General features: G+C 69.8%; 12 protein-coding genes. 5 read left to right on the forward strand and 7 right to left on the reverse strand.

The genetic code is table 11. The annotated features are described in order from the left end of the window. Positions 1 to 4: 4 nt before the first annotated feature. Positions 5 to 1,414, reverse strand: a complete 1,410-nt coding sequence (locus tag VAR608DRAFT_RS30400) for a phenylacetate--CoA ligase family protein (protein ID WP_088957459.1) — start codon at positions 1,412 to 1,414, stop codon at positions 5 to 7. A gap of 24 nt (positions 1,415 to 1,438) precedes the next feature. Further along, positions 1,439 to 2,089, reverse strand: a complete 651-nt coding sequence (locus tag VAR608DRAFT_RS30405; protein ID WP_088954165.1) for a BON domain-containing protein — start codon at positions 2,087 to 2,089, stop codon at positions 1,439 to 1,441. Between the two features lie 254 nt (positions 2,090 to 2,343). On the opposite strand from VAR608DRAFT_RS30405, the gene VAR608DRAFT_RS30410 reads away from it, so the two are divergent. The 5 genes from VAR608DRAFT_RS30410 to VAR608DRAFT_RS30430 all read left to right on the forward strand — a co-directional run bounded on the left by VAR608DRAFT_RS30410 (position 2,344) and on the right by VAR608DRAFT_RS30430 (position 6,605). Beyond that, the gene (locus VAR608DRAFT_RS30410) at positions 2,344 to 3,456 is read left to right on the forward strand and encodes an ABC transporter permease (RefSeq protein WP_231973016.1); all 1,113 of its coding nucleotides are present in this window, start codon (positions 2,344 to 2,346) and stop codon (positions 3,454 to 3,456) included. 13 nt (positions 3,457 to 3,469) lie between these two features. After that, positions 3,470 to 4,285: an ABC transporter ATP-binding protein gene (locus VAR608DRAFT_RS30415; protein ID WP_088957460.1), complete on the forward strand. Its 816-nt coding sequence runs from the start codon at positions 3,470 to 3,472 to the stop codon at positions 4,283 to 4,285. Further along, positions 4,270 to 5,208, forward strand: coding sequence for an MlaD family protein (locus VAR608DRAFT_RS30420; RefSeq protein WP_088957461.1), 939 nt, complete (start codon positions 4,270 to 4,272; stop codon positions 5,206 to 5,208). The genes VAR608DRAFT_RS30415 and VAR608DRAFT_RS30420 overlap by 16 nt, the downstream gene beginning before the upstream one ends. A gap of 56 nt (positions 5,209 to 5,264) precedes the next feature. Further along, complete coding sequence (locus VAR608DRAFT_RS30425; protein ID WP_157731166.1) at positions 5,265 to 5,900, forward strand: ABC-type transport auxiliary lipoprotein family protein; 636 nt, start codon at positions 5,265 to 5,267, stop codon at positions 5,898 to 5,900. A 111-nt stretch (positions 5,901 to 6,011) separates the two neighbouring features. Beyond that, on the forward strand, positions 6,012 to 6,605 hold the full coding sequence (locus VAR608DRAFT_RS30430) for a hypothetical protein (protein WP_088957463.1): 594 nt from the start codon (positions 6,012 to 6,014) through the stop codon (positions 6,603 to 6,605). Between the two features lie 20 nt (positions 6,606 to 6,625). On the opposite strand, the gene pgi is transcribed toward VAR608DRAFT_RS30430, so the two are convergent. The 5 genes from pgi to pyk are packed head-to-tail and all read right to left on the reverse strand — an operon-like array spanning position 6,626 to position 13,732. Continuing rightward, on the reverse strand, positions 6,626 to 8,221 hold the full coding sequence (gene pgi / locus VAR608DRAFT_RS30435; protein ID WP_088957464.1) for a glucose-6-phosphate isomerase: 1,596 nt from the start codon (positions 8,219 to 8,221) through the stop codon (positions 6,626 to 6,628). Between the two features lie 30 nt (positions 8,222 to 8,251). Beyond that, positions 8,252 to 9,715 carry a glucose-6-phosphate dehydrogenase gene (gene zwf / locus VAR608DRAFT_RS30440; protein ID WP_088957465.1) on the reverse strand — a complete coding sequence of 488 codons (1,464 nt, stop codon included), beginning with the start codon at positions 9,713 to 9,715 and terminating at the stop codon, positions 8,252 to 8,254. A gap of 26 nt (positions 9,716 to 9,741) precedes the next feature. Next, complete coding sequence (gene eda, locus VAR608DRAFT_RS30445; RefSeq protein WP_088957466.1) at positions 9,742 to 10,374, reverse strand: bifunctional 4-hydroxy-2-oxoglutarate aldolase/2-dehydro-3-deoxy-phosphogluconate aldolase; 633 nt, start codon at positions 10,372 to 10,374, stop codon at positions 9,742 to 9,744. Further along, positions 10,371 to 12,284, reverse strand: a complete 1,914-nt coding sequence (gene edd, locus VAR608DRAFT_RS30450; protein WP_088957467.1) for a phosphogluconate dehydratase — start codon at positions 12,282 to 12,284, stop codon at positions 10,371 to 10,373. Before edd ends, eda begins: the two co-directional genes overlap by 4 nt. 32 nt (positions 12,285 to 12,316) lie before the next feature. Next, positions 12,317 to 13,732, reverse strand: a complete 1,416-nt coding sequence (pyk, locus tag VAR608DRAFT_RS30455; RefSeq protein WP_088957468.1) for a pyruvate kinase — start codon at positions 13,730 to 13,732, stop codon at positions 12,317 to 12,319. Positions 13,733 to 13,739 lie beyond the last annotated feature (7 nt).

The following is a 13,739-nucleotide window of genomic DNA, read 5'->3' on the forward strand; positions in this document are numbered from 1 at the left end:
TGCGTCAGGCAGACGGCGCGGGAGCGCCCACCACCCGCGACACCTTGCCGCTGCGGCCGACGCGCCCCGGCTCTCCACATCGGCACTCGATCCGCACGTCGGTCGCCCCCTGCGATCGCAGGAACTCGCCCAGCACGCGCTGCGCCCTCCGGAGCGCGAGTTCCGCATCGGCACTGCGCGATCCGGTGCAAAGCAGGAGATCGCACGGCCCCTTCTGAACGAGCTGGAAATCGAAGAGCCCGGCCCCCTCCTCGATCGCGGTGCTCAATGCGAGCGGGAGCACCTTGACGGAACCGGCGCGCTCGCTGCCCAGGCAGAGCGTGTCCTCGCAACGACCCTGTACCTCGATCACGGGCAGATGGCAGCCGCACGCGCATGGGTCCGCATGCACGACGATGCGATCGCCCAGGTCGTATCGGATGATCGGCTGGACGTGGTTGGAAAGATTCGTCAGCAGCACCGTCGCGCCGGCTTCGCCGGCCGGCACCGCGCGGCCCCGGTCATCCACCGATTCCAGGATGGCCCAATCGGAGTTCAGGTGCATGGCGCCCCGTTCGCACTCGAAGGCGAGCGACAGAAACTCCGAGGCCCCATAGCTGTTGATCAGCCGGCAGTCGAAGGCGCGGCGAATGAAGTCGCGCTTGGCGGGCGACAGATCCTCGCCACCGGTCCACACCTCGCGCGGGACCGTCCGCATCCGTCCGCCGAGCCGCTCCTCAGCCAGCAGCGCCGCCGCGCTCGGATAGGTGGCGATGACCGTCGGCGCCAGGGCATCGATGTCCCGGACGATGGCCTCCATCGGCTGCATGAACGAGATGCAGCGCAAGCGCTGCCAAAGCGCGGGATTGAGCCGCCGCAGCCGCTCGATCGAGACCGTGCTCGCGAAATGGCCGTTCGTCGCGCCGACGAACGCGATCCGCTCGCCCCACGCCCAGGGGCCGAAGAGCTGCCGCATGGCCCGGGACATCGGCCCACGGACCGCGTCGAGTGCGTCGCACACCGCGAGTGCGAGATCGTCCTGGACGAAGACACCCGGCTCGCCGCTGCTGCCGGAGCTCTCCCACGCCAGGTAGCGGCCCAGGAAGGGTTCGGCAATGCGGCTGGCATCCGAGACGAAGCGGCAGAGGCCGTCGAGCCGGATCGCGGGATCCGTGACCCACTGGTCGAAATGGCTCATCAGCTCGCACTTCCTCGCCACCGGCAGGTCTTCGAGGCGGACCCTGTCGACATCGTGGTTGCGCAGCACACGCCCGTAGAACGGCGAGCGCTCCCTGGCCCAGGCCAGCAGGTGGCGCAGGCGCTGCCGGCGCCGTTCCTCCAGGGCGTCGCGACTGGCGTGGGACGCCATCGCAACGTCCATCGCGATCGTCCCCCAGAGCCAGGGATCGATCGGCGGCGGCATGACGGGCGGCATGGCCTCGAGCTCGGCCGCAGGACCTCAGTTCGCGACCTTCAGTTCGTTGACGACACTCGTGACGCCCACGGCGGACCATGCGGCAGCCTGCGCGGCCGTACGCTCCGCCCACGAGTGGACGGTGCCACGCAGTGTCGCCTCGGATCCATCGATGACCACGTCGATGTCCTCTGCCTCCTTCTCGGCCTGGCGAACCAATGCCTCGCGAATCTTGGTCGCCACATTGGAATGAGCGGCACGCTGCCTCAGAACGATGCTGTTGCTGACACCCACCACCCCCTTGAGCGAGCGCACGGCGCGCGCCGCCGCATTGCGCTGGTACTCCCACTCCACGTCGCCCTTGAGCGTGACCCATCCCTGCTCGACCTTCAGGCTGATGCCGGCAGGGACCTGCGCGCTCCACGTCAGCGCATCTTCCGCAGCGGCCGCGATCTCGGAATCGCTTCGCTGGTGACTCGGCGCAAGCTTGACATCCAGCTCGAGCGCAAGCGCCCTGACGCCCTGCACGCGCTGGACCGCGCGCTCCACCAGGAACTTCTCCCCGTAGGTGCCGAGGTGCCCGGTGAGCGTGACCACGCCGTTCTCCACCATGACCCCGACGTGGGCTGCGTTGATCGCCGGATCCCACTCGAGTTCGCTCTCCACGTCCTTCTTGAGTTGGGCATCTGTCTTCATGATCGACCTTTCCACTGGCGTTGCATCTGCCGATTCGATCCCGCGAGGCGCGCAGCGCCTGCACGTGCAGGAAATCGTAGGAGCCTGCCATGCGCGTGTCCATGCCGCATCGGCACGGGATCGAGCGAACAATTGATATGCGTCAATCGACCGGAGGCTCCGGTTCCTAGCATGGGCTGATCATCCGAAACGGTCTACGATGCCATCGCCGCGGCGCTCGATCCGGGTGCGGCAGACAACCCCTGATCCTCGCCATGCACGCCACCGTGGAACCGTCCCAAGCCAGCATGTCCCCGCTGGCCGATGGTGGATGGTCGCTGGCCGGCAGCTGGACGGTGCGCGGTCTGGGCGACTTGCCCAAAGCGCTCGACGCGCACGCCTGCGGCACCGGCACGGTCGTGCTGGATGGCGCCTCGCTCGCGGCCATCGACAGCGCGGGTGCCTGGGTGCTCCAGCGCTGGCTGCGCCGGCACGGTGCGGAGGCCGCGCTGCGCAACTGGCCGCCCCGCATGCAGATGCTGATGACACGGGTCGGCGAAGAGCCCGATCGACCCTTGCTGGAGCCGCCCGCGCGGTCCCCCCTGGAGCGACTCGGCCGCCAGGCCGAGGCCGCGGCACAGCAGGCGCTCGGGCTGCTGCGCTTCGTGGGACAGGCCGCCACGGCCGCGCTGGCCTTGCTGATGCGCCCGCGCCGCATCCGCTGGCGCACCGCGTTGCGCAACATCCAGATCGACGGCTTCGACGCACTCCCGATCATCGGACTCACCTCGTTCCTGCTCGGCGTGGTCGTGGCCTACCAGGGCGCGGACCAGCTGAGGCACTACGGCGCCAACGTGTTCGTGGTCGATCTGGTCGGCTATGCGATGCTGCGCGAGTTCGCCCCGCTGATCAGCGCGATCATCATCGCCGGGCGTTCCGGCTCCGCCTACGCGGCCCAGATCGGCACCATGGTCGTGACCGAGGAGGTCGATGCGATGCGCACCATCGCGATCGATCCGATCGAGCTGCTCGTGCTGCCGAAGGTGATGGCGCTTGCCGTCTCGCTGCCGCTGCTCACCATGTTCGCGGACGTGACCGGCGTGCTGGGCGGCATGGTGATGGCACGAGCGCAACTGGACATCGGCTTTCCGGAATTCTTCGATCGTTTCGGCCGCGAGATGCACGCAACCACGCTGCTGGTGGGCGTCGGCAAGTCGCTGGTGTTCGCGCTCGTGATCGCGCTGATCGGCTGCTTCCAGGGCTTTCGCACCCGTGGCAGCGCCGACAGCGTGGGCCGGCAGACGACGAAGAGCGTGGTGCAGTCGATCTTCCTCGTGATCGTGGCGGACGCCCTGTTCTCCGTCGCCTTCAACATGCTGGACCTGTAGGGCCCGGGCACCCATGGCGCCGCCCCCCGACACGGTGATCGCGATGAACAAGGTCTGCACCCGCTTCGGCAGCCATACGGTGCACGCCGATCTCGACCTGGAGGTCCGGCGCGGCGAGATCCTCGCGATCGCGGGCGGCAGCGGCTCGGGCAAGTCGGTGCTCATGCGCGAGATGATCCTGCTGCAGCGCCCGACTTCGGGTTCGATCCATCTGTTCGGCCACGACGCCGCGACGCTCAGCGTGACCGAGGCGCATGCGCTGCGGCTGCGATGGGGCGTCATGTTCCAGCACGGGGGCTTGTTCAGCGCGCTCAACGTGCGCGAGAACATCGGCCTTCCGCTTCGCGAGCACAGCCGGCTCGACCGCGCGCTGATCGACCGCATCGCCGAGTGGAAGCTGTCCCTCACCGGCCTGCCGCCCGATGCCGGCCTGAAGCAGCCGGGCGAATTCAGCGGCGGCATGCTCAAGCGCGCATCGCTGGCGCGCGCGATCGCGCTCGACCCCGAGCTGCTGTTCCTCGACGAACCGACCTCCGGGCTGGACCCGGACAGCGCCGCGGGCGTGAGCGAGCTGATCCTGCGCACCCACGCGCTCTATGGATTGACGATCGTGATCATCACGCACGACCTCGATCTGCTGTGGCAGGTCTGCGACCGCGTTGCGGTTCTCGGCGAAGGGCGGGTGCTGGCCAGCGGCTCGATGGAGGAACTGTCGCGGCACGAGCACCCGATCGTGCGCGGCTACTTCGAGGGCCCGCGCCAGCAGCGGGCCGCCGCATCGGCGGCACAGAATCGCCGCGAAAAGGAGGCGCCATGGACGACAAGGTGAACTACGGACTGGTCGGCGCATTCGTGCTCCTGCTCGGCGCCGCGCTGGTGGCGGGCGTGCTGTGGCTGGCCGCCGGCGCCCATGGCGGCAAGCGCTACGGGACCTACCAGTCGATCATGCGCGAATCCGTCTCCGGGCTGAACGTGGATGCGCCGGTCAAGTACCTCGGCGTCGACGTCGGCAAGGTCAAGGAAATCGCGATCGATCCCGCGGATTCGAGCCAGGTGCGGCTGCGCTTCCTGATCGAGCAGGGAACGCCGATCAAGAAGGACACCGAGGCGGTGCTGAAGACCCAGGGGCTCACCGGCATCGCCTATGTCGAGCTCAGCGGCGGCACGGCCCGTTCGCCGCCGCTTCGCGCCGCCAATGCCGAGGACATTCCCACCATCCCCTCCAAGCCCTCGCTGAGCACCCGGCTCGAAAGCGTGCTCTCCACGGTGCTCGCCAGCGTGGACCGCATGTCCTCGAACCTGAACGCCATCTTCGATGCCGATACGCGGGCCGCGTTGAAGCAGATGCTCGCGGACACCGCGGCCCTGACCCATACCCTGGCCGAGCAGCAGGCCGCGCTCTCGAGCGGCATCGCCGACGCGGCGCGCACCGCCGGCAACACGGCCCGCGCGAGCGAGCATCTCGATCGTGCGGTCGACCGCATCGCGGCGGCCGCCGACTCGGTCGACAGGATGGCCGGCAAGGTCAACGATGCGAGCGAGCGTGTCGGCCGCAGCGTCGAGGCGGCGGCGGGTGGCCTCCAGGCGGTCAGTGCCGACGCGGCGCCCGCGCTGGCGAACTTGCTGGGCGAGATGAACCAGCTCGCCGTTTCCCTGCAGCGCCTGAGCGAACAGACGGAACGCAATCCGAACAGCCTGCTGGTGGGCGCCCCCACGAGAAGGCCCGGCCCCGGCGAAGGGGCTCGCCCATGAGCCGCGCGGCCGCTCCGAAGGCGAATACCGAAGCGCTGCTGCGCGGAGGTTGCCAAATGATGCGCCGGTCCGGTCATGCCGCGCGCACAGCGCTGATCGCCGCGTTGCTTTCGGCCCTGCTGGGCGCTTGCGCCAGGTCGCTCCTGCCGGAGCCGGCGGCTTCGCCGACGCTGTTCGCGCTTTCCGGCGAGAGCGAGGCGTCCGCTGCGACGGCGGGACCGGTTGCGCCCACGCGGACACTGATCGTCGATCTTCCACGCGCCACGCCGGGCTTCGAGAGCTCGCAGATCGCCTACGTGCGGCGGCCCTACGAGATCGAGTATTTCGCGCACAACCAATGGGTGGACACGCCGTCGAACATGCTGGCCCCGCAGATGGTGCGCGCGATCGGAGGCACCGGCGCGTTCCACGCCGTTCTGGGCACGCCCACCTCGGCGGTCGGCCAGTTCCGGCTGGAGACCGAAATCGTGCGGCTGCAGCAGGACTTCTCGACGACACCGAGCCATGTGCGCCTGACGCTGCGCGCGGCCCTGATCGACACCGCGACCCGCAAGGTCGTGGCGAGCCGCGAGTTCGACGCCCGCGTCGACGCGCCCACCGAGGACCCCTACGGCGGCGTGATCGCCGCACAGCGTGCCGCCAGCCAGGTCATGGCCGAACTGGCGCTGTTCTGCGCTGCTTCGGTCCGCTGAAGCAGCAGACATGGATGCCGATGGCAGGACGAGCGAGGTTCTTTGCGATAGCTCAACCACCTCGGGCCTTGCCCGCATGAAGCTCGCCCTATCGATCATTGGGAGCCAGCCATGCCGATGAAGATCCTGATCGCCCTTCTTGCCCTCACCCTCGGCACCGCCTCTTCCGCCGCGGGCCTGGAGCCTCCGGGTCAGCTGAGCCCGGTGTCGACGCCGTCCCAGAAGGCCAAGGACGCCGCCAGCAAGGCCGCGCAGGAGGCGCAACGCGCGGCCAAGAATGCGGCCGACGCCGCGAGCGCCGCCGCCGAGCAAGGCAAGATCAACGCCGGGAAGATTTCGAAGGCGTTGGCGGAAGCCATTCGGCGCGCCGCGAAGAAGGCAACGGACGCGTCGAGACGCTTCGAGGAAAAGGCCTCGGAATCGTCGGCCATGGCACTGGACGCCAGCAAGGAAGCCGCGAACGCGGCGCTGGAAGAAGGCAGGAAGGCGACCCAGGCCAGCGAGGAGGCCCTGCGGCGCGCGGAAGAGGCCGCCAGGATTGCCGCGCAGTCGACCGAGGCGGAGGCCGAGAAGGCGGCCCAGGCCACGCGCGAAGCGCTCGAAGCTGCCGCCGAGGCGACCCGCAAGGCGGCGCAGGCCGCGGCGAAGGCCGTCGAGACGGCCCGCGGTCCCGGACCCGCCGCGCCGCAGGCCCCGGCCAAGTAGGCAGACCGGGCCGATCCGCCTCAGCCGAACAGGCGCTTCATCATCCCCGCGGTCGAGGCATCGAGGCCCTGCGTGTCGCCGCTGGCAATGCGCGGCAGCAGCTCGTTGCAGAGCGCCTTGCCGAGCTCGACGCCCCACTGGTCGAAGCTGTTGATGCCCCACAGCGCGCCGCTCGTGAAGACGCGGTGCTCGTACAGCGCGACGAGCGCGCCCAGGCTGCGAGGCGTCAGCCGGTCGAGCAGCAGCGTGGTGCTGGGCCGGTTGCCGGGGAAGGTCCGGTGCCGCGCGACGACTTCCGGCGCCAGCGACTTCGCGGCCGTCGGCGCGCGCTCCGACAGCGCCTGGTCCGTCCGCTTGCCGAGCATCAGGGCCTGCGCCTGCGCCAGGCCATTGGCCAGGAGCTTGGTGTGCTGGTCGGCCAGGTCGTGCGTCGGGTGCTTGACGAGCACGAATTCGACCGGGATCACGTCGGTGCCCTGGTGCAGCATCTGGAAGTAGGCGTGCTGGCCGTTGGTGCCGGGTTCGCCCCACACCACCGGGCTGGTCGCGAAAGGCAAGGCGTTGCCATCCTGGTCCACGCACTTGCCGTTCGATTCCATCTCCAGTTGCTGCAGGTAGGCCGGCAGCCGCCTGAGCCCCTGGTGATAAGGCGCGACGCTGCGGGTCGTGAAACCGTGGAAGTTGCGATACCAGACGTCGATCAGCCCCAGCAGCACCGGCAGGTTCTTTGCGAGAGGCGCGGTGGCGAAGTGGCGGTCCATCTCGTGGGCGCCGGCCAGCAGGGCACGGAAGTGGTCCGCGCCGATGGCCAGGGCGATCGGCAGGCCGATGGCCGACCACAGCGAATAGCGCCCGCCGACCCAGTCCCAGAAGCCGAAGGTGGTCTCGATGCCGAACTCGGCCGCCGCCTTCACGTTGGTGGTGGTGGCCACGAAGTGCTTCGCCGTGTCGCTGCCGCCGTTGGCCAGGAACCAGGACTTGGCCGCATGGGCGTTGGCCATGGTCTCCTGCGTCGTGAAGGTCTTGCTCGCGATGACGAACAGCGTGTCGGCCGGATGCAGGTGGCGCAGCACCGAGCTGATGTCGTGGCCGTCGACGTTGGAGACGAAGTGGAAGCGCAGCTGCGGGTGCACGAAGGCCTCGAGCGCCGGCACCACCATCTGCGGCCCGAGGTCGCTGCCGCCGATGCCGATGTTCACGATGTGGCGGATGCCGCTGGCCGGGGTGTCCCGCACCGACTCGGCATAGGCGAGCATCGCGTCCAGCACGCCGTGCACCTCGTCGCTGAAGGGCCCGTCGCCACGGGGGGCGCGCAAGGCGGTGTGCAGCACCGCGCGATCTTCGGTGGTGTTGATCGCCGCGCCCGCGAGCATCGCGTCGCGCCGCTGTTCGAGTTCGCATTCGCGTGCCAGTTCGAACAGGAGGCGCAGCGTCTGGGCATCGACGAGGTTCTTCGACAGGTCGGCGAAGAGGCCTGGCGCCTCGAAGGAGAGCGCCTGGAAGCGTCCAGGGTGGCGGGCAAAGGCGTCACGCAGGTCGAAGCTGCTGCCTTGCGACTGGTAGTGCTCGGCGAGGGCGCGCCAGGCCTGGGTCTGATCGCAGCGAGGGGTGTTCATCGTGTGTCTCGGAATGGGGTTGCGTGGAACTCAGGACTCCTCGCGCCAGGCCGCGCCGTCGCGTCCGACGAGTGCGCTGGAGGCGGCGGGCCCCCATGAGCCGGCGCCGTAGGGCCTGGGCATCTCGCCGGAGGCCTGCCAGCCGTCCAGGATCGGCTCGCACCAGCGCCACGCGGCGTCCAGCTCGTCCCTGCGCATGAAGAGCGTCAGGTTGCCGCGGATGGCGTCCAGCAGCAGCCGTTCGTAGGCTTCCATCGGGCGCTGCTTGAACTGCTCGGCGAAGTCCAGGTTCAGGCCGACCGGCCTGAGGCTCATGGTGTCGCCCGGCACCTTGGCCATCATGAAGAGCTCGAGCCCCTCCTCCGGCTGGAGCTGGATCACCAGCCGGTTGCCGAGCGTTTCCTTGCCTGCCGACGGAAAGATCGAATGCGGGATGCTGCGGAAGTTGACGACGATCTCGGCCACGCGCTCGGCCATCCGCTTGCCGGTGCGCAGGTAGAACGGAACGCCCGACCAGCGCCAGCTCTCGAGCTCGGCGCGGATGGCCACGTAGGTTTCCGTCGAGGTGTCGGGCGGGATGCCGGCTTCGTCGAGGTAGCCCGGCACCGCGGCGCCGTTGACCGTCCCCGCGCGGTACTGCCCGCGCACGGTGCAGGCACCGACGTTGGCGCGCGTGATGGGCGCGAGCGCGCGCAGGACCTTGAGCTTCTCGTCGCGCACCGCGTCCGGGTGGATGGAGGTCGGCGGCTCCATCGCGACGATGCACAGCAACTGCAGGAGGTGGTTCTGCACCATGTCGCGCAGCGCGCCGGTGCGGTCGTAGAAATCGCCCCGGGTCTCCACCCCGACCTGCTCGGCGATGGTGATCTGCACGTTGCGCACCCAGGTGCGGTTCCACAGCGGCTCCAGCAGCGCGTTGGCGAAGCGCAGCGCGAGCAGGTTCTGGACCGGCTCCTTGCCGAGGTAGTGGTCGATGCGGAAGATCTGCGGCTCGGTGAAGACGCTGCCCACGTCCTCGTTGATCTTCTGCGCCGAGGCCAGGTCGCGCCCGAGGGGCTTCTCCAGCACGACGCGCGAGTTCGCGTCGACCAGGCCGGCCGCCGCCAGGTTCTTGCAGATCGGGGCGAAGAAGTCCGGTGCGGTGGAAAGGAAGAAGACCCGCACCTGTGCCGGCGAGTCCTTCAGCGTATCGGCCAGCACGCCGAAGTCCTGCGGCGTGTTCGCCTCGACCTTGGCGTAGTCCAGGCGCTCGGCGAAGGTCTCGAAGGTCGCCTTGTCGATGTCGGCGGCGGGCACGAACCGGTCGAAGCTCGCTTCCACCTTGGCGATGAACTCGGCCCGGCTCAGGGTCTCGCGCGCCAGGCCCAGGATGCGGCCATGCGGCGGCAGGTCGCCATCGCGGTGACGGAAGTAGAGGGCGGGCAGCAGCTTGCGCATGGCGAGGTCGCCGGTGCCGCCGAACAGGAGCAGATCGAATGAATTGACTTTGGGCATGGGGGTTCCTGCTTGCGTGAGTGGTGTCAGTCCGCGGCGCGCGACAGGCCGGCGGTCTCGCGCGCCAGCGCCGTGATGCGGCCCCAGTCCCGCGCGGCGACCGCGCCGGCCGGCGTCAGCCACGAGCCGCCGACGCAGGCCACGTTGGGCAAGGCCAGGAAGTCCGGCGCGGTGGCGGCGCTGATGCCGCCCGTGGGGCAGAAGCGCAGCTCGGGGAAAGGCCCGCCCAGCGCCTTCAGCATGCCGATGCCGCCGGCCTGCTGGGCCGGAAAGAGCTTGAGTTCCGTGAAGCCCGCGGCACGCGCCGCGATCACGTCCGATGGCGTCATCACGCCGGGCAGCAGGGGCAGCGCGCTGTCCCGGGCGGCGGCGACCAGCTCCGGCGTCAACCCGGGGCTGACGCCGAACAGCGCGCCGGCCTTGAGCGCGGCGTCGAAATCCTTCGCCTGCGTGATGGTGCCGACGCCGGTGATCGCGCCCTCGACCTCGTTCGCGATGGCCTCGATGGCCTTCAGCGCCGCCGGCGTGCGCAGGGTCACTTCGAGCACGCGGATGCCGCCTGCCACCAGCGCGCGCGCCAGCGGCACCGCGTCTTCCAGCCGGTCGATGACGATGACCGGGATCACCGGTCCGGTGCGCATGATGGAAAGGACGTTCATGCCGTGGCTCCTTGTGCGAATGCGAAATGGTCGTGAACGGGCGCGGGGTGTACCCCTTGCGCCCCGGTGGCCGATGCGCCGGGCTCGGCCGCATGGAAGGTGACCGCGCCCTCCTCGGCACCCAGCGCGTTGGCGCGGAACGCCGCGAACAGTTCGCGGCCCATGCCGTGGTGCGACTCGCCCAGATCGGCGCCGGCGGGCTGGCGCGCCCGCCAGTCGGCGGCGACGACGCGGACTTCGAGCAGCCCGCGTTCGCCGTCCAGCACGATGAGGTCGCCGTCGCGCACCCGCGCCAGAGGTCCTCCGGCGAGGCACTCGGGCGTCAGGTGGATCGCCGCCGGCACCTTGCCGGAGGCGCCCGACATGCGGCCGTCGGTGACCAGCGCGACGCGGAAGCCCTGGTCCTGCAGCACGCCGAGGATCGGCGTGAGCTTGTGCAGCTCGGGCATGCCGTTGGCGCGCGGCCCCTGGAAGCGCACCACGGCCACGAAGTCGCGCTGCAGCTCGCCGCGATCGAAGGCGGCGATCACCGCTTCCTGCGAGTCGAACACGATCGCCGGCGCTTGCACGACGCGGTGTTCCGGCTTCACGGCCGAGGTCTTGATGACGGCGCGCCCGAGGTTGCCGGTGAGCAGCTTCAAGCCGCCGTCGGCACTGAACGGCGCCGAGGCCGTCGCCAGGATGCCGGAATCCTTGCTCACCCGTGGCGTATCGCGCCATGCGAGCTGGCCGCCGTCATCCAGGCCAGGCTGCTGGCGATAGCGCGCCAGGCCGCCAGGGCCGGCCACCGTGAGCGTGTCGCCGTGCAGCAAGCCGGCATCGAGCAGCTCGCCGATCACATGGCCCATGCCGCCCGCCGCATGGAACTGGTTGACGTCGGCCTTGCCGTTCGGATAGACGCGGGCCAAGAGCGGCACCACCCCCGACAGGTCGCGGAAGTCGTCCCAGTTGATGGCGATGCCGGCGGCGCGCGCGATCGCGACGAGGTGGATCGTGTGGTTGGTCGAGCCCCCCGTCGCGAGCAGGCCGACGATGGCGTTGGCGATCGCACGCTCGTCGACCACGCGGCCGATCGGCGTGTATTCGGCGCCCGCGGCACCGATCTCGGCGGCGCGCCTGGCCGCCGCCGCCGTGAGCGCGTCGCGCAGCGGCGTGTTCGGATTGACGAAGGCCGCGCCCGGCAGGTGCAGTCCCATCACCTCCATCAGCATCTGGTTGCTGTTGGCCGTGCCGTAGAAGGTGCAGGTGCCCGCGGCGTGGTAGGACTTCTCCTCGGATTCGAGCAGCGCCTCGCGGCCCACCTCCCCCTTGGCGAAGCGCTGGCGCACGCGCGCCTTCTCGTCGTTGGACATGCCCGAGGGCATCGGCCCGCCGGGCACGAAGATCACCGGCAGGTGGCTGAACTGCAGCGCGCCGATCAGGAGGCCCGGGACGATCTTGTCGCAGATGCCCAGGCACAGCGCGGCGTCGAACATGTTGTGCGACAGCGCCACCGCCGTGGCCATGGCGATCACGTCGCGGCTGAAGAGCGACAGCTCCATGCCGGGCTCGCCCTGCGTGACGCCGTCGCACATCGCGGGCACGCCGCCCGCGAACTGCGCCGTCGCGCCGGCCTCGCGCGCCGCCCGCTTGATGATCTCGGGGAAGCGCTCGAAGGGCTGGTGCGCCGACAGCATGTCGTTGTACGACGAGACGATGGCCAGGTTGGGCCGGCGCATCTCGCGCAGCATGATCTTGTCCCCCGCGGGTGCCGCGGCATAGCCATGGGCCAGGTTCGTGCAGCCGAGGGCCTGACGGATCGGGCCCTTGGCGCGGGCCCGCTCGAGCCGGGACAGGTAGCTGGTGCGCGATGCCGCGCTGCGCAGGCGGATGCGGTCGGTGACCGCGGCAAGCACTGGATGGAGGTTCATCTTGGTGGTCTCGAACGGAGGTGGGTGGGCCTTCAGGCGCGCGCGATGTGCAGCAGGTTGGTGGTTCCGGCCTTGCCGAAGGGCATGCCGGCGGCGATCACGACGATGTCGCCGGGGTTCGCATGGCCTTCGTTGCGTGCCACGGCGCAACCCGTCTCGACCATGGCCGGCACGTCGCCGACGTCGTGTTCCAGGTGCACCGGGTGCACGCCCCAGGCCAGCGCAAGACGGCGTGCGACCGGCATTTCGGGCGTGATGCCAAGCACCGGCACCACCGGGCGCTCGCGCGCCGCGCGCAGGCTCGTGGAGCCGGAACGCGTGTAGGTGACCATCGCCGTCACCGGCACCAGGCTCGCGGTCTGCCGCAGCGACGCGCAGATCGCGTCGGCCACCGTCGGCTGGGGCGCGCTGTGCGATGCGTCGATCACCGTGCGGTAGTGCGGATCGCGCTCCACCTCGGCAATGATGCGGTCCATCATCGCGACCGCCTCGCGCGGATATCGGCCCGAGGCCGATTCGGCCGACAGCATCACCGCGTCCGCGCCGTCGTAGATCGCCGTCGCCACATCCGAGGCCTCGGCACGCGTGGGCACCGGCGCGCCGATCATCGACTCGAGCATCTGAGTGGCGACGATCACCGGCTTGCCGGCATCGCGGCAGGCACGCACGATGCGCTTCTGGATGCGCGGCACCTGCTCGGCCGGCATCTCCACGCCGAGGTCGCCGCGGGCGACCATCACCGCATCGGACAGCGCGACGATGGCGTCGAGCCGTTCGATCGCCGCCGGCTTCTCCAGCTTGGCGAGCACCCCCGCGCGGCCCTGCACGATCCCGCGCAGCTCCTGCATGTCCTCGGGCCGCTGCACGAACGAGAGCGCCACCCAGTCGACGCCGAGCGCCAGGCCGAAGTCCAGGTCGGCGCGGTCCTTGGCCGTCAGCGCCGAGATCGGCAGCAGCACGCCGGGCACGTTGACGCCCTTGCGCTCCGACAGGATGCCGCCCGCGATGACCGTGGTGTCCGCGAAATGAGGGCCGCAGGCCTGCACGCGCAGGCGGATCTTGCCGTCGTCGAGCAGCAGATCGGTGCCGGCTTCGAGCGCCGCGAAGATCTCCGGATGCAGCAGCGGTGCGCGCCGCGCGCTGCCCGGCGCGCTATCGAGGTCGAGGCGGAAAGAGTTGCCGGCGATCAGCGTGACCGGACCATCGGCGAAGCTGCCGACCCGCAGCTTGGGCCCCTGCAGGTCGAGCAGGATGGCGATCGGCCGCCCGGTCTCCTCTTCGATGCGCCGCACGATGTCGTAGCGCGCGCGGTGCTGCTCATGGCTGCCATGGCTGAAGTTGAAGCGGAACACGTCGGCGCCGGCATCGAAGAGCGCACGGATGGTCTCGGCGTCGGAGCTCGCCGGCCCGAGGGTGGCGACGATCTTGGCTTGGCGTTGGCGATGCATGGCCCGC

The organism is Variovorax sp. HW608, from assembly GCF_900090195.1.
Taxonomy (GTDB): Bacteria; Pseudomonadota; Gammaproteobacteria; order Burkholderiales; family Burkholderiaceae_C; genus Variovorax.